Genomic DNA, 15,385 nt, shown 5'->3' with positions numbered 1-15,385 from the left:
CCTCGGGGGCTGCGGTGGTGCCGGGAGGGGGTCAGCTGGTGGCCATCGTGCCCAGCGTGACGTCGACCTCGTAGCTCTGGCCGCCCCGGACGTAGGTGAGCTGGACGTCGGCACCCGCGGCCTGCGCGCGCACCTGGGCGGTGAGGTCGGAGGCGCTCGTGATGGGCGTGCCCGACACCTCCGTCACGATGTCGCCCTTGGCGAGACCGGCGGCCTGCGCCGCTCCCCCGCTGGTGACCTCCTGGATCGAGGCGCCGAGGACGCCGGCCGTGGAGTCGGTGACGCTCGCGCCGAGGAGGCCGTGCGTGGCGGATCCGTTCGCGATGATCTCCTTCGCGACGCGCTCGGCGATCGCGCTGGGGATCGCGAAGCCGACTCCGATGTTGCCCGACTGCTCGCTCGAGCTCGACGACTGCCCGGCGCTGGCGATCGCCACGTTGACGCCGATGAGCTCGCCGTCGCTGTCGAGCAGGGCACCGCCGGAGTTGCCGGGGTTGATCGCCGCGTCGGTCTGGATGACCGGCAGCGAGATCGTGCTCGTGGCCTGCGTCTGCGGGGTCTGACCCGGGATGTCGAAGTTGAACGGGCTGTCGGTGCTGCCGCTCGAGCTGTCGCCGGAGTCGTCGGGGGCCGCCGAGGAGGCGACCTGGATGCTGCGGTTGAGCGCGCTCACGATGCCGTCGGTGACCGTGCCCGAGAGACCGAGCGGGGCGCCGATCGCGACGGCGGTGTCGCCGACGTTGATCTTCGTCGAGTCGGCGAAGGTGATCGGGGTGAGATCGCTCGCGTCGGTCAGCTTGATGACCGCGAGGTCGAGGGTCGGGTCGGTGCCGACGACGGTCGCCGAGAAGATCCGGCCGTCGCTGGTCGTGACCGTGACGGCGGCGTCCGAGATCGCTCCGTCGAGGGTGACGACGTGCGTGTTGGTGAGCACGTAGCCGTCGTCCGAGAGGACGATGCCCGAGCCGGTGCCGGCGGAGGAGCCGCCGCTGACCGAGATGGTCACGACGCTCGGAGTGGCCTTGGCCGCCACCGCGGTCGCGGTCGTCGCGTCTTCGGCGTTGTTGACGGTGATCGTCTGCGAGCCCCCGGAGGAGACGACGCGGGTCGCCGAGCCGTTCGAGGCCGACCAGAGGCCGAACACGCCGGCGCCGGCGACTCCGCCGACGACCGCGCCGATCGCGAGGGCCGCGACGACGCTGACGCCGGCGCGGCGGCGGGTCGCCGTCGGTGCCGCGCCCGCGGGCGGCTGCTCACCGCCGGGGCCGAAGGCGCTCGTGCTCGGCGGCTCCTCGGAGCTGTGCACGGTGTGCGGCGCGGGCGGTGCGTACTGGGCGGCGGCCGGAGCGTACTGGCCGTAGCGGGGCGAGGGCTGCTCGGGTCGGGCCTGGTTGCCGGCCTCGGAGTTCGGAGTGTAGGGAGGCTGCGGGGCGGTGGTCTCGCGGATCGGCTCGGTGGGCCCGGTCGTCGACGAGGACGCTCCCTCGCGGTCGCCGGACTCTGACGGCGTGGTGGGATCCTCCGGCTGACGAGGACCCTCGTGACTCTCGGTCATGGGTGCTGCTCCTTCCAAGCGGGGATAGCTTGACCAGGGAACCTGGGCGTTTCTTATGACAGGCCTGCAAGCGGGACATCAATGCGAGAGGTGCACACTGAGACCGTGAGCATCCACGGATCCTGGACCCGCGCGGCAGCCGGCGCCGGACTTCTCGGCCCCGGCGGCGAGGTCGCCGCCACCGTCTTCAGCGAGATGAGCGCCCTCGCGGCCCGGACCGGGGCGATCAACCTCGGTCAGGGCTTCCCCGACGAGGACGGCCCGCGCGAGGTGCTCGAGACGGCACGCGAGGCGATCGCCTCCGGACTCAACCAGTACCCGCCCGGCCCCGGGTTCCCGGTGCTGCGCACCGCCGTCTCGGCGCACCAGCGCCGCTTCTACGGGCTCGAGGTCGATCCCGACGGCGAGGTCCTCGTCACGACCGGCGCGACGGAGGCGCTCGCGGCGACGCTCCTCGCCCTCCTCGAACCGGGCGACGAGGTGGTGACCTTCACCCCGCACTACGACGCGTACGGCGCGCTCATCGCTCTGGCCGGAGGCGTGCACCGCACGGTCGCCCTGCGCGGCCCCTCCTTCACCGCCGATCACGACGAGCTGGAGCGCGCGGTCACCGACCGCACCCGCGTCATCCTCGTCAACGACCCGCACAACCCGACCGGGTCCGTCCTGCCCGCCGAGACCCGCGAGCTGATCGTGCGCCTCGCCGAGCGCCACGACGCGCTGATCGTGACCGACGAGGTCTACGAGCACCTGCGCTTCGACGGCGCCCATGTGCCGATCGCGACACTGCCCGGCGCGTTCGAGCGCACGCTCACGATCTCCTCCGCCGGCAAGACCTTCAGCACCACGGGCTGGAAGATCGGCTGGATCACCGGGCCGCGCGAGCACATCACTGCAGTGCTGGCGGTCAAGCAGTTCCTCACCTACGTCAGCGGTTCGCCGTTCCAGGGTGCGGTGGCGAGGGGGCTCGGGCTCGACGACGTGTTCTTCACCGGGATCGCCGCGACCCTGGAGCGCAAGCGCGACATCCTCTCGGCGGGACTGTCGGCGGCGGGCTTCGCGGTGTCGCCCTCGGCGGGCAGCTACTTCGTGGTGGCCGACGCGGCGCCGCTCGGCGTCGACGACTCGGTCGCCTTCTGCCGCGCGCTGCCCGAGCTGGCGGGCGTCGTGGCGGTGCCGGTCTCGGCGTTCTGCCGAGCCGAGGACGCTGCTCCGTACCGCTCCCTGGTGCGGTTCGCGTTCTGCAAGCGCTTCGAGGTGCTCGACAGGGCGGCCGAGCGGCTCGCGGCGATGCGGCCGCGCTGACGCGGGCTCAGACCGGCTCGACCCGGAAGCGCCGGAGCGCCAGCGCCGGATTCTTCGCGCGGGAGGCGTCGATCCGCTCACGCGAGATCCAGGCGACGGCGACGTCCTCCGCCTCTCCCAGGGTCGCGATCTCCACGCCCATCGGGTCGACGATCATGCTCGCGCCCACGCCGATCGGAGGCGTCTGGTCGGCTGCGAGGACGTAGATCGTGTTCTCGAGGGCGCGGGCGGTCACGAGCACCCGCCAGTGCGCCTCCTTGAGCGGACCGCGCACCCACTCGGCGGGAGCGGCGACCACGTCGGCGCCCGCGTCGACGAGCCAGCGGGTGACCTCGGGGAAGCGCAGGTCGTAGCAGGTCTGCAGGCCGACGACGAGGCCGCCGACCGAGAAGGTCTGGGGCGCGTCGATCGCTCCCGCCGCGACCCACTCGGACTCGGTCTGCCCGAAGGCGTCGTAGAGGTGGAGCTTGCGGTACCGGGCCACGAGATCGCCGAGCGGATCGACGGCGATCAGCGTGTTCGCGATGCGGCGCCCGCCATCGACCCTCTCGACCATCCCGGCGACGAGGTGCACGCCCAGATCGCGGGCGACCGCGCCGAGACCGGCGGCGAAGGGTCCGTCGAGCTCCTCGCCCGCGGCGACGAGCTCAGGGCCGAGCGGATCGACGAAGAACGAGCTGTACTCGGGCAGCACCACGAGGCTCGCGCCGCGAGCGGCGGCGACCGAGGCCAGCCGCCGGATCGTGGCGAGGTTGGCGTCGCGGTCGGCGGTCGGGGCGAACTGCGCGACCGCGACTCCGAGGGCGTCGGCCGCCATCAGCTCGGCGGGTAGAGGAAGAGCGGGACGCTCGAGGCCGGGATCGTGCGCGTGTGGTACGCGTGATCGTTGCCCCAGTTGTACTCCTCGAGCGAGACGGTGCCGTCGGAGTTGACCGACTGCACGTACGCGACGTGGTTGCCGTTGAACCACGCGACGCTGCCGGGGACGGGGGTGCTGCTGGTCACCCAGCCGTGCGACGCCCACTGGCCGGCCCAGGCGTAGGCGCTGCCGCCGCCCGGTGTGAGGTTGCCCCAGGTCCACTTGAACGGGGCGCCGGTGGAGCCCTGGTCGCGGTTGAGGCGCCAGGCGACGAAGTCGACGCACTCGCGGTAGTAGTAGCGCAGCGGCGAGAGGCCGCCGCCCTGGTCGTCGGTCAGCGCATCGCGCCAGGGGTAGTCGTCGCCCTCCTCGCGCGGGGTGACGGAGGTGCTCGAGCCGGTGGACCCCGACGCGGCGGCGGCGCTCTGCGCCTCCTCGGCGTCCTGCGCCTCCTGCGCCTCGCGTGCGGCCTTCTCGGCCGCGGCGGCGAGCGCACGGGCCTGCGCGGCGGCCTCGTCGAGCTGGGCCTGGGTGGGGGCGGTGAAGGAGTCGCGGATGACCTGCTCCTGCACGGCGGCGCCCGAGACCGTGAGCTTCTGGTTGCCGAGCGCCTGCACGCGGGCGGCCGCCTCGATGGCGGCCTGCGAGTCGGGGGCGGGGTCGAACGAGTAGGCCGGGAGCGCCATCACGGCGACCATCCCGGCGATCGCGGCGACGGCGACGGTGCTGAGCGCCGTGCGGAGCGCACGACGCGAGCGTCGCCGGACGGGAGCCACGGCCGCGAGGACGGGTGCCGTCACGGGTGCCGGGGCGGGCCGCACGACGAGCACGGGGCGGGTGGCGGACTCGGCGTCCCGGCGGCTGCGCCGGGTGGGGTGGACGGTCGACCCGTTCGACCCTCCGGGGGTCGGTACCGAGCTGTCGTCCACCTGTTCGTCCGTCACGCCTGAACCCTTCGCATCCCGACGAGGATACCGTGCAGCCCGCAGCGACACACCAGCGCGAGGCGTGTCGTGACGCCCGTTCCGGCGCCCGTGACGCGGGCCGCCGAGCGGAGTAGCGTCCGGGGCAACGCGCAGGCGAGGGCGCCGCGCAGGGAGAGGTGCGGTCATGGTCATGAGCGAGCGGGTCTTCAGCGGCTTCAGCGTCGACAGCGTCGAGGAGGCGGAGCGCTTCTACGGCGGAACGCTCGGCTTCGACGTCTCGGTCAACGGGATGGGGATCCTCGACATCGCCCTGCCGGGCGGAGGCCGGGCGATCGCGTACCCGAAGCCGACGCATGTGCCGGCGGAGTTCACGATCCTGAATCTCGAGGTGGCCGACGTCGACGCCGCGGTGGCGGAGCTGAACCGCGCCGGCGTCGTCACGAAGATCTACGACGACAGCGAGCTCCCGACCGATGCGACCGGCGTGATGCGCGGCCACGGGCCGACGATCGCGTGGTTCCGCGACCCGGCGGGCAACGTGCTCAGCGTGATCGCCGCTAGCTGAGCGCACGCGTTAACGACGGAAGCCGGCCCTTCTCAGGACCGGCTTCCGTCTTCTTGTTGCGGGGGCAGGATTTGAACCTACGACCTCTGGGTTATGAGCCCAGCGAGCTACCGAACTGCTCCACCCCGCGGCACAAGAAGAAACACTACATGCGCATTCCGCGGAGTGCAAATCGAGGCCGGAGCAGCGGGTCGGGGGTGCTCAGCGGCGCTTCGCGGCGACGATCTCCGAGCCCTGATCGGACCCGGCGACATCGAGGCCGGCGCGCTCGAGCGCCTCGACGATGCGCTCCACGGAGTGCTCGACCCGGCGGACGCCGGCATCGACGACCGGCTCCCCCTCCGTCGGCGCGAGCACGAGCGAGCCGCCCGGCGCGACGAACCACTCGACGATGCGGGCCCACTCGTCGAGATCGGGCAGCCACGAGAGCGCACTCCGGCTGGTCGTGACGAGATCGAAGGAGTCGGGCTCCGGCAGCATGTGCCGCAGCTCGTAGACGTTCGCGCAGAGGAAGCGCGAGCGGTCGGCGAGACCGAGCTCGGCCGCCAGCGCCCGCGCGCGGCGGACGGCCGGCATCGAGAAGTCGACGCCGATGACCTCTGCTCCCCGCTTCGAGCGGACGAGGCTCAGCGAGCCGTCGCCGCTCTGCAGATGGAGGACGCGCACGCCCGCCTCCTCGTCGGAGGCGGGCGTCTCCGCGAGCCGCGGGTCGGCCCCGACGGGCTCCCGCGACTCCCAGTGGGCGCGGTTCAGGTCGAGCCACTCCCCCGAGCGCAGGTGCTCGCCGCGGTCGACCTGAACCACAGTGCTACTGCGCGCCCTCTGCCGCGAGAGCGCGCTGCAGCGCCTCCGTCAGCTTCTCGTCGGCCGCGGCGAACGCCGTCAGGTCGCCCGCGGTGAGGGCCGCCTGGCGCTCGGCGAGAGCGTCGCTCGCGTCGCTCAGCGCCTGCTGCAGCGCCGTCTGATCGGTCGTGCCGGTTCCGCCCGTGTCGCCGGTGCCGGTGTCCGTCCCGGTGTCGGTGCCCGGATCGACGGCGGGATCGGTGCTCGGGTCGACCGGCGTGCCGGTGTCTCCCGCGTCGGCACCGGAGTCGCCGCCGAAGAGGCTGTCCAGAGCGGCGTCGAGGGTGTCCTCGAACGCGATGTCGTCGCCGAACGCGACCAGCACCTTCTGCAGGAGCGGGAAGCTCGTGTTGCCGTTGGAGCTGACGTAGATCGGCTGCACGTAGAGCAGGCCTCCGCCCACCGGGAGGGTGAGCAGGTTGCCGCGCGTGACCGTCGTGTCGCCGCGCTGGAGCAGTGCCAGCTGGTTGGCGACCGTCGGGTCGGTGTTGAACGCGTTCTGCACCTGTCCCGGACCGGGCACCGTGTCGTCGCTCGGCAGCTCGAGCAGGCGGAGCGTGCCGTAGCCGTCGGCGATCGCCCCGGCGTCGGAGCCCGCATCGGAGTCCGCGACGAGGTAGCCCGTCAGGACGTTGCGGCTCGCCGCGCTGCCGGGGACGCTCGCCGGGATGTAGGTCGAGTAGAGCGAGTACGACGGAGTCTCGACGTCGGGCGTCTGCAGCGTCAGGTAGTACGGCGGCTGCAGGGCGTCGCCGCCCACACCGGCCGCGGTCGTCGTCGAGTTGCCGCTCGTCGGGTCGTCCGGAGTCGACCAGGCGGCCTCACGCGAGTAGAACGATCCGGCGTCGGTCACGTGGTACGTGCCGAGCACGGCGCGCTGCACCTTGAAGAGGTCCTCGGGGTAGCGGACGTGGCTGAGCAGATCGGCCGACATCTCGCTGATCGGCTCGACGGTGCTCGGGAAGATCTTCTGCCACGTCTGCAGCACCGGGTCCTCGGTGTCCCAGGCGTAGAGCGTCACCTTGCCGTCGTAGGCGTCGACCGTGGCCTTGACGCTGTTGCGGATGTAGTTGACGTCGTCGGTCGGGAACTGCTGCTGCGTGCTCGTGTCGGCGATCGCCTGCGACAGGCTCTGCACCTCCGAGTAGGGGTACTCGGACGAGGTCGTGTAGCCGTCGACGATCCAGACCACGCGGCCGTCGACCACGCTCGGGTAGGCGTCGGAGTCGAGCGTCAGGTAGGGGGCCACCTTCTGCACGCGGTCGACCGGGTTGCGGTCGTAGAGGATCTGCGACTGGTCGTTGACGCCGTCCGACAGGAAGATCTGCTCGGACTGGAACTTGATCGCGTAGACGAGCTTCTTGAAGACGTTGTCGAGCGAGGGCCCGCCGTCGCCGTCGAAGGTCGTGTAGGTCTGCTGCTCGCCCTCGGTCCCCGAGGGGTAGTCGAGCTCGATGTTGCGGTCGTCGTTGCCGCCCACGATCGAGTAGGCGGGCGAGTTCTCGCCGAAGTAGATCCGCGGCTCGTAGTCGCCGAGCTGGCCGACCGTCGGGACCTGCGACTCGATGAAGACGGGCTCGCCGTCGGCCGAGCGCTGGTTGCCGTAGGCGGCGACGAGGCCGTAGCCGTGGGTGTAGACGAGCGTCTGGTTGTACCAGGTCTGGTTGGTGCCGAGGCCCGCGAGGTTCAGCTCGCGGACGCCGACCACGGCGTCCTGCGTCGAGCCGTCGATCGAGTAGCGGTCGACGTCGAGCGCGTTCTGCTGATCGCCGAACGAGTAGTACTGGCGGAACTGCTGCAGCTGCGAGAACGCGTCGGTGACGACGGCGGGGTCGAGGATGCGGATGTTGGCCGTGGTCTCGGCGTCGGAGCGCAGGGCGCCCGGCTCGGCGTCGGTCGTCGCGTCGTACGGGATGACCTGGACGTCGTCGACTCCGTAGGCCTGACGGGTCATGTCGATGTTGCGCTGGATGTAGTCCTCTTCGAGCGTGCGCTCGTTCGGCACGACCTGGAACGTCTGCACGACCCAGGGGTAGAGGGAGCCGACCAGCAGGCTCGACACGATGAGGAGCGCGGTGCCGATGACGGGCAGGCGCCAGCGGCCGATGAAGGCGGTGACGACGAAGAGCACGGCGACGAGGGCCGCGACTCCCGCGAGGATCTGCAGGCCGGGGATGACCGCGTTGACGGTCGAGTACGTCGCACCGGTGATGCGCGCGCCCTGGTCGGTGAGCGTCGCGTACTGGTCGAGCCAGAGGCTCACGGCCTGCACGAGCAGGTAGAGCGCGGCGATGATCGCGAGCTGGATGCGCGAGGACTTCGAGATCCGCACCTCGCGGCCGTTCACGCGGATCGCTCCGTAGAGGTAGCCGGTGGCCAGGGCGGCCAGACCCGAGATGAGCAGGACGGCCGAGGCGAAGCCGACGATGCTCTGGTAGAAGGGCAGCTCGAACAGGTAGAACGAGGTGTCGAGTCCGAACTGGGGGTCGGAGACGCCGGAGGGCGTGCGGTTCCAGTAGGTCAGGCTCGTCTGCCAGCGGGTGGCCGAGGAGACGCCGGCGAAGAGGCCGAGCACCGCGGGGATCCCGAAGGTGGCCAGGCGCCGCAGCGGCTCGACGACCTGCTGGTAGCGGTCGATCTGCGAGTTGAGCTTCGCGTAGACGGGCCGGAGGCGGTACGCCAGCATCAGGCTGATGAAGACCGGCACCGCCATCGCGACGAAGCCGATGGCGAACAGACCGCCCGCCGCCGCCCACTGCGTGGTCAGCACCGACAGGAACCCGAGCTGGTCGTACCAGAGGATGTCGGTGTAGAGACCGGCGAAGACGAAGAACGCCACCACCAGAACGGCGACCACCACGACCGTGACGGCGAGAACGCTCCGTCTCTTCCGCGGCGGCGTTTCGGTTGCTGTGGAACTCACTGATAGGCCTCTTGCTGTCGAGATGTGAGGGGAGGGTCCCTATGGTAGGCGACGGCTCTCCCGCCCACCTGAGCGTCGCCCCCGCCGGGCTCAGCCGATCGGAGTCGCCCCGTCGCAGGTCGGCAGCCCGGAGGTGTCGCCCGCGGCGATCCCCTCGAGTGCCGAGAGCGCCTCGTCGAGCGTCGACACGCTCAGCACCTCGAGGCCGTCGGGCACGTGGCCGACGACCTCGCCGCAGTTCCGGCTCGGCGCGAGGAAGTGGGTGGCGCCGGCGCCGACGGCCCCGAACATCTTCTGGCGGATGCCGCCGATCGGGCCGACCTCGCCCGCGGCGTCGATCGTGCCGGTCCCGGCGACCTGCTCGCCTCCGTTGAGGGACCCCTCGGTGAGCTTGTCGATGATCCCGAGCGCGAACATCATGCCGGCGCTCGGCCCGCCGACGTCGTCGAGCTGGATGTCCACCTCGAACGGGAAGTCGAAGACCGCGCCGGCGACGATGCCGATGACCGCGCTCCCCTCGTTGTCGACGGGGGTGACCTGGACGTCCTGCTGCGCTCCGTCGCGCTCGATCGTGAGGGTGACGGGGGCGGCGGTGCCGGCCGCCTGCACCGCCTCGCGCAGCGCGACGACATCGGCGACGGGCGCTCCCTCGACGGCGATCACCTCGTCCCCCGCCTCGAGGACGCCCGTGGAGGGCGAGCCGTCGGGGATCTGAGCGACCGAGACCCGCTGGGTCACCGGGTAGCCGAGATCCGTGAGGGCGGCGGCGATCGCCTCCTGTTGGGAGTCGGTCATCTCGGCCTGGTTGGCCTCGTCGCGCTCCTCGACGGTGGTGGTCGCGGGGAAGATCTGCTCGACCGGGACGACGGCCTTGGTGCGGTCGAACCACGCGCTCGCGACCTCGACCCAGTTCGGGAGGCTCTGGGGGTTGCCGACGACGGAGACGGTGAGCATGTCGAGCGCACCCGTCGTGGGGTAGGTGGTCTCGTCGGGGATCGAGATGAGCGGCACGTCCTCGCCGCTGGTGCCGAGCGTGTCGAACACCGGGCCCGGCTGCTCGATCACGTAGGGAGCGGGAGCGATGCCCAGGGCGACGACCAGCGCGACCCCGGAGAAGAGGACGACCGGTCCGACCCAGGCGCGTCGACCGCGGGGAGCGGAGGAGCGCGGGTCGTCGGAGAAGAGCGACACGGTGGCCTTCCTGACGGCGATGGCGAAGCGGCTCCGCCGGGATGTTCGCGGCGGGCGGAAGCGGTTCGGGCGGGGACGGTCGTCTTCACGCCGTCGCCCGGGACGCTCGGGCTAACGTAGCCTGCACGACTGGGAGTCGTGTCACCACCGAGGCCCGACCCACCGTCCAGGCCCGTCACGGGCCGCTCGACCCGAACGACGGAAGGGCTGATCCCCATGGCCGAAGGCGACAGCGCGGACCGAACGGGCGGAGGCTCGGAGGACGAGTTCCGCGAGATGCTGCGGCAGTTCCTCTCGGGGAACGGACCCATCGATCCTGCACAGCTGGCCGGAGCGGCAGGACTGCCGAACGATCCGGTCGCACTGCAGAACCTGCTCTCGCAGCTGCAGAGCGCGATGCAGCAGAGCGGGGACGGCGGCATCAACTGGTCGCTCGCCCTCGAGCAGGCCAAGCAGATCGCCCGCGCCGACTCGACGCCGGTGACCGACAGCGTCCGCGCCCCGCTCGACGGCGCCTTCGGCGTCGCGGCCCTGTGGCTCGATGAGGTCGCGTACGTGTCGGAGCTGACCCGCCCGCCGCGCTCGCTCAGCCGCCTGGAGTGGATCGCGCTGACGATGCCGGTCTGGACGCAGCTGGCGGAGCCGGTCGCCCTGAGCATCTCGGACGCGCTCACCGGCGTGATGCGCGATCAGGCCCCGGAGGAGATGCAGGCGATGATCGCCGGCGCCGAGAACATGATGCGCGGCATCGGCGGGACGCTGTTCGCCCTCCAGCTCGGCCAGGTCGTCGGCCAGCTCGCCGCCGAGGTCGTCTCGGGCGGCGACATCGGCATCCCGCTGCTCGAGGAGAACGACGCGGCGATCCTCCCGCAGAACGTCGCAGCCTTCGGCGAGGGCCTCGACATCCCCGTCGACCAGGTGCAGATCTACCTCGCGGTCCGCGAGCTCGCACACGCCCGCCTCTTCCGGCACGGCAAGTGGCTCCGCCTCGCCCTCATCTCCCAGATCACCGACTTCGCCCGCGGGATCACCATCGACACGACCCGCCTCGAGGAGCTCGCCGAGAACTTCGACCCCTCGAACCCCGAGGAGCTGCGCGACGCGATGACCAGCGGCGCGCTCATCCCACCCAAGACCGAGGAGCAGCTCGCGGCGCACGGCCGCCTCGAGACCGTGCTCGCCCTCATCGAGGGCTGGGTCGACGTCGTGACCGCCGCGGCGACCACGCGGCTGCCGAGCGCCGGGGCGATCGCCGAGACCGTCCGCCGCCGCCGCGCCGCCGGCGGCCCCGCCGAGTCGGCCTTCGCGACGCTCGTCGGCCTCGAGCTGCGCCCCCGCCGCCTCCGCGAGGCCGCCGCCATGTGGCAGGCGGTGACCGACGCGGTCGGCCCGGAGGCGCGCGACGCGCTGTGGTCGCACCCCGACCTGCTCCCGGGGTCCGACGACCTCGACGACCCGGCGGCGCTGGTCGCGCGGCTGACCGCCGAGGCCCGGGGCGAGACTCCGGAGCCCGACGAGATGGACCTCGCGCTGGAGGAGCTGCTGAACGGCACGACTCCCCCGGCCGACGGCGACGCCGGTGACCCCGGACCGACGGGCGACCGCCCGGTCTGAGCCGCCCGGTCCGAGCCCGCCCGGTATGAGCCCGCCCGGCCTGTGGAGAACTCGAGCGCCGGATCGCGCCGGTCGGCCATGATCACCCGATGGTCCTCCGGCTCGATCCCCGCTTCCCCCTCCTCTGGCGCTCGGCGACGGCGATGCAGGTCGGGCTCGACCACCCGCGGGTGGTCGTCGAGGGGATCGGCTACCCGGAGGAGCTGCTGCTGCACGCCCTCCGCCTCGGGACCAGCGCGGGGACCGCGCGACTGATCGCGACGCGGGCCGGGGCCTCGGAGGCGCGGGTCGAGCACGTGCTCGCCGCTCTGCGGCCGGTGCTGCTGCGCTCCGTCGATCCGTCGCCGCCCGTGCCGCCGCGGATCGCGATCGAGGGGGTCGGCGCCGCCGCCGACGCGCTCCGCACGCTGCTCCGCGGAGAGGGCTGCGAGCTGGTGACCGAGGACGCCGTGCCCGACCTGGCCGTGCTCGTCGCCGACTTCGCGGTCGCCCCGGCCCGCGCGGCGCACTGGCTCGCGGCCGACGTGCCGCACCTCCCGATGGTCTTCGGCGACGAGGCGGTCCGGCTGGGTCCGCTGGTCGAGCCCGGCCGGGGCCCGTGCCTGCACTGCGCCGACCGCGACCGGATCGACCTCGACCCCGACTGGCCGCGGCTGATCATCCAGGTGCTCGGGCGGACCGCTCCGACCCGGACGCCGCTGGCCAGCGCCGCGATGGCCGTCGCAGCGGCCGATGCCGTGCTGCGCCGGCTGCTCGCGGGGTGGACCGGGCTGAGCAGCTGCGTGCGGACCTACTCCGACGCGTCCGGAGCGTTCAGCGAGCGCCCGCTGGAGCCGCACCGCGACTGCGCGTGCCGGGCCCTCCCTGCGCCGGTGCTCCCGACGGCCGCGGGCCGATCTCGGCGAGGAACCGCGACGGCTCCCTCCGCGTGACCCGCCCGACCGTCGAGCCCGACCACGAGAGCCTCAGCCGGCGCCGGGCACGGGTGATGCCGACGTAGAGGAGGCGGCGCTCCTCGTCGATCGCCTCGAGGCCGCTCGCGTACGAGATCGGGACCAGGCCCTCCGCGAGGCCCATCAGGTGCACCGACTCCCACTCCAGGCCCTTCGCCGAGTGGAAGGTCGCGAGGGTCACCGCCGCGCGATCGGGCTCGTGGTGCCCCTGCTGCCGGGCGAGCAGGTCGTCGGTGAACTGCTTGAAGGTCCAGTCGGCCGGGGCCTCGTCGACGAGCCGGGCGAGCGTGTCCAGCGACTCCCAGCGATCGCGGACGGCGCCGGGAGCGCTCGGCGGCTCCGCGCTCCAGCCGAGCGAGCGCAGCACGTCGCTCACCGACTTGAACAGCGGCTCGTTCGCGATCGACACCGAGGCGGCGCGCAGCTGCATGACGGCCTGCTTCACCTCGGGGAGGTCGAAGAAGCGCTTGCCGCCGCGCATGTGCGCGCTGACGCCTCGCTCGCCGAGGGCGTGCTCGATCACGGCCGACTGCGAGTTGGTGCGGAAGAGGACGGCGATGTCGGAGGGGCGCACGCCCGCCTCGATGTCGGCGGCGACGCGCGCGGCGATCCCCCGCGCCTCCGCGATGTCGTCGGGGTACGCGTCGACGGCGGGCTCGGGAGCCTCGACCGGCTTCACGGAGTGCAGGACGAGCGCGCCGGGCCGCCCGCGCATCAGGCGGTTCGCGGTGTGCACGATCGGAGGGGCCGAGCGGTAGTTCTCCTCGAGCCGCACCACCGTCGCCGCGGGCCAGCGGGCGGCGAAGTCCAGGAGGTAGTCGGCCTTCGCGCCGGCGAACGAGTAGATGGTCTGGCTGGCGTCGCCGACGACGCAGAGATCGCTGCGGTCGCCGAGCCACAGCTCGAGCAGCCGCTGCTGGAGCGGCGAGACGTCCTGGTACTCGTCGACGACGAAGAAGCGGTACTGCTCGCGCACCTGCATCGCCATCGCCGGCTCCGACTCGAGCATGCCCGCCGTGACGAGCAGGACGTCCTCGAAGTCGATCTGCCGGCGCTGGTCCTTGAGGCCCTCGTACTCGTCGACGAGCGCGACGGTCTGCTCGAGCGTCAGGCGGCCGGGCTGCGCGCGGGTGCGCGCCGCGACGGCGTACTGCTCGAGCGAGAGCGCCGAGACCTTCCGCCACTCGATCTCGGCCGAGAGATCGCGCAGTGTCGCGGTGTCGAGCTTCAGGCGGAGTCGCTCCGCCGCGTGCCCGAGCAGCCGGGCCTTGTTGTCGAGCAGCTGGGGCATCGTGCCGCCGACCAGCTGCGGCCAGAAGTAGCTCAGCTGCGAGAGAGCGGCCGCGTGGAAGGTGCGGGCCTGGACGCCCCCGGCGCCGAGGACCCGGAGGCGGGTGCGCAGCTCGGCCGCCGAGCGGCTGGTGAAGGTCAGCGCCATCACCCGGCTGGGCGTGTAGACGCCGGTCGCGACGCCGTGCGCGATCCGGTGCGTGATGGTGCGGGTCTTGCCGGTGCCGGCGCCCGCGAGCACGCAGACCGGGCCGAGCAGCGCCTCCGCCGCCTCGCGCTGCCCCTCGTCGAGACCGTCGAGCAGGCTCACGCGAGGATCGGACCGTTCTCCAGCTCGCCTCCGTACCAGTCCTCGATCATCGCGCGGGCGATGGAGGAGCGGCCGGGCAGGAGCACGGACTCGAGCGAGTCGTGCAGCTGCTGCCGGGTGAACCAGCGCAGCTCCACGATCTCCTCGCCGTCGGGCTTGAGAGCGGAGGGCGCCTGATCGGCCGCGAGGCGCGCGGTGAAGCCGACCATCAGCGAGGCGGGGAACGGCCAGGGCTGCGAGCCGAGGTACTGCGGGTCGACGACGCGCATCCCGGACTCCTCGAAGATCTCGCGGACGACGGCGGCCTCGAGCGACTCCCCCGGCTCGACGAAGCCGGCCAGGAGCGAGAAGCGGTCGTTGCCCCACATCGCGTTCGAGCCGAGGAGGAGGCGGTCGTCGGCGTCGAGGACGCAGACGATGATCGCGGGGTCGGTCCGCGGGAAGACCTGGCTGCCGTCGGACGGCGAGCGGCGCACCCATCCGCCCTGCTCGACGACCGTCGGGTCGCCGTTACGGGGCGAGTAGCCGTGGGAGGCGTGCCAGTTGACGATCGCGAGCGCCTCGGTGAAGAGGCCCGCGTCGCGGTCGCTGAGCTTCTCGGCGACGGGGCGGAGGCCGCTCCAGCGCTCCTCGTCGGGCTCGAGCTCGGCGGCGGCCGCGTCGGTCAGCACGGTCGCGATGACGGGGGTGCCCGCCGGCTCGCCGTCGGCGTCGACGGTCGTGCGGCCGAGGTAGACGCGGAGGGTGCCCGCGGTCACCTCCTGAGCGCTGCGGAGCACGAGCCTGTCGCCGTCGACGAGCGCCCTGTCCTTCCAGAGCGGCAGCACCCGCGTCGCCTCGTCGCCGAGCAGCTCGTCGTAGAGCGCCGGTCGCGCGCGCGCGAGGTAGTCGCGGTCGGCGGCCTGGCGAGAGAGAGGGAGGCGGTCGGCGAAGGGCACTGGCATGCGTGGCTCTCTCTGAAGGTGTGCGGAGGAGGCTCGGCCGACGCCCGCATCGGCGGGACAGCGCGTGGCGGTCGGGCCGGTCGGGCGCCCGGCGACCTAACCTAGAA

The 15,385-nt window shown here is 72.3% G+C and carries 12 protein-coding genes and 1 tRNA gene; 4 read left to right on the top strand and 9 right to left on the bottom strand.

Annotated features, from left to right (window positions below):
- Positions 1–31: 31 nt before the first annotated feature.
- A complete protein-coding gene (locus GSU68_RS05905; protein WP_159906353.1) occupies positions 32–1,555 on the bottom strand; it encodes a trypsin-like peptidase domain-containing protein in 1,524 nt (507 codons plus the stop codon).
- 105 nt (positions 1,556–1,660) lie between these two features.
- On the opposite strand from GSU68_RS05905, the gene GSU68_RS05900 reads away from it, so the two are divergent.
- Positions 1,661–2,860 (top strand): aminotransferase class I/II-fold pyridoxal phosphate-dependent enzyme, encoded by a 1,200-nt coding sequence (locus GSU68_RS05900; protein ID WP_159906351.1) that lies wholly within the window; start codon positions 1,661–1,663, stop codon positions 2,858–2,860.
- A gap of 7 nt (positions 2,861–2,867) precedes the next feature.
- Here GSU68_RS05900 and GSU68_RS05895 read toward each other — a convergent pair whose 3' ends face one another.
- Positions 2,868–3,677 carry a carbon-nitrogen hydrolase family protein gene (locus GSU68_RS05895; RefSeq protein WP_159906349.1) on the bottom strand — a complete coding sequence of 270 codons (810 nt, stop codon included), beginning with the start codon at positions 3,675–3,677 and terminating at the stop codon, positions 2,868–2,870.
- Entirely contained in the window at positions 3,677–4,663 is a 987-nt protein-coding gene (locus tag GSU68_RS05890; RefSeq protein ID WP_159906347.1) for a CHAP domain-containing protein, read from the bottom strand. Before GSU68_RS05890 ends, GSU68_RS05895 begins: the two co-directional genes overlap by 1 nt.
- A gap of 166 nt (positions 4,664–4,829) precedes the next feature.
- Here GSU68_RS05890 and GSU68_RS05885 point away from each other — a divergent pair, with 166 nt between their 5' ends.
- Entirely contained in the window at positions 4,830–5,210 is a 381-nt protein-coding gene (locus tag GSU68_RS05885; protein WP_159906336.1) for a VOC family protein, read from the top strand.
- Between the two features lie 56 nt (positions 5,211–5,266).
- Here GSU68_RS05885 and GSU68_RS05880 read toward each other — a convergent pair.
- From GSU68_RS05880 to GSU68_RS05865, 4 genes are all read right to left on the bottom strand, one after another.
- Positions 5,267–5,340: transfer RNA gene (locus GSU68_RS05880), tRNA-Met, on the bottom strand.
- 71 nt (positions 5,341–5,411) lie between these two features.
- Positions 5,412–6,014, bottom strand: a complete 603-nt coding sequence (locus tag GSU68_RS05875) for a methyltransferase domain-containing protein (protein WP_159906334.1) — start codon at positions 6,012–6,014, stop codon at positions 5,412–5,414.
- Positions 6,015–6,018: 4 nt separating this feature from the next.
- A complete protein-coding gene (locus tag GSU68_RS05870) occupies positions 6,019–8,976 on the bottom strand; it encodes a UPF0182 family protein (protein ID WP_208544654.1) in 2,958 nt (985 codons plus the stop codon).
- Between the two features lie 90 nt (positions 8,977–9,066).
- A complete protein-coding gene (locus GSU68_RS05865) occupies positions 9,067–10,167 on the bottom strand; it encodes a S16 family serine protease (protein ID WP_159906332.1) in 1,101 nt (366 codons plus the stop codon).
- A 216-nt stretch (positions 10,168–10,383) separates the two neighbouring features.
- On the opposite strand from GSU68_RS05865, the gene GSU68_RS05860 reads away from it, so the two are divergent.
- Both GSU68_RS05860 and GSU68_RS05855 read left to right on the top strand, forming a co-directional pair.
- A complete protein-coding gene (locus tag GSU68_RS05860) occupies positions 10,384–11,781 on the top strand; it encodes a zinc-dependent metalloprotease (protein ID WP_159906330.1) in 1,398 nt (465 codons plus the stop codon).
- An 89-nt stretch (positions 11,782–11,870) separates the two neighbouring features.
- Complete coding sequence (locus GSU68_RS05855) at positions 11,871–12,713, top strand: hypothetical protein (RefSeq protein ID WP_159906328.1); 843 nt, start codon at positions 11,871–11,873, stop codon at positions 12,711–12,713.
- Here GSU68_RS05855 and GSU68_RS05850 read toward each other — a convergent pair.
- Together GSU68_RS05850 and nudC are read right to left on the bottom strand one after the other, a co-directional pair.
- On the bottom strand, positions 12,595–14,334 hold the full coding sequence (locus GSU68_RS05850) for an ATP-dependent helicase (protein WP_159906326.1): 1,740 nt from the start codon (positions 14,332–14,334) through the stop codon (positions 12,595–12,597). The two genes, GSU68_RS05855 and GSU68_RS05850, sit on opposite strands and share 119 nt — an antisense overlap.
- The gene (gene nudC, locus GSU68_RS05845) at positions 14,331–15,278 is read right to left on the bottom strand and encodes an NAD(+) diphosphatase (protein WP_159906324.1); all 948 of its coding nucleotides are present in this window, start codon (positions 15,276–15,278) and stop codon (positions 14,331–14,333) included. The genes GSU68_RS05850 and nudC overlap by 4 nt, the downstream gene beginning before the upstream one ends.
- Positions 15,279–15,385 lie beyond the last annotated feature (107 nt).

This window comes from Rathayibacter sp. VKM Ac-2759 (assembly GCF_009834225.1).
Lineage (GTDB): Bacteria > Actinomycetota > Actinomycetes > Actinomycetales > Microbacteriaceae > Rathayibacter.
Note: the sequence above shows the minus strand (reverse complement) of the source record. Positions and strands in the feature narration are given on the sequence as shown.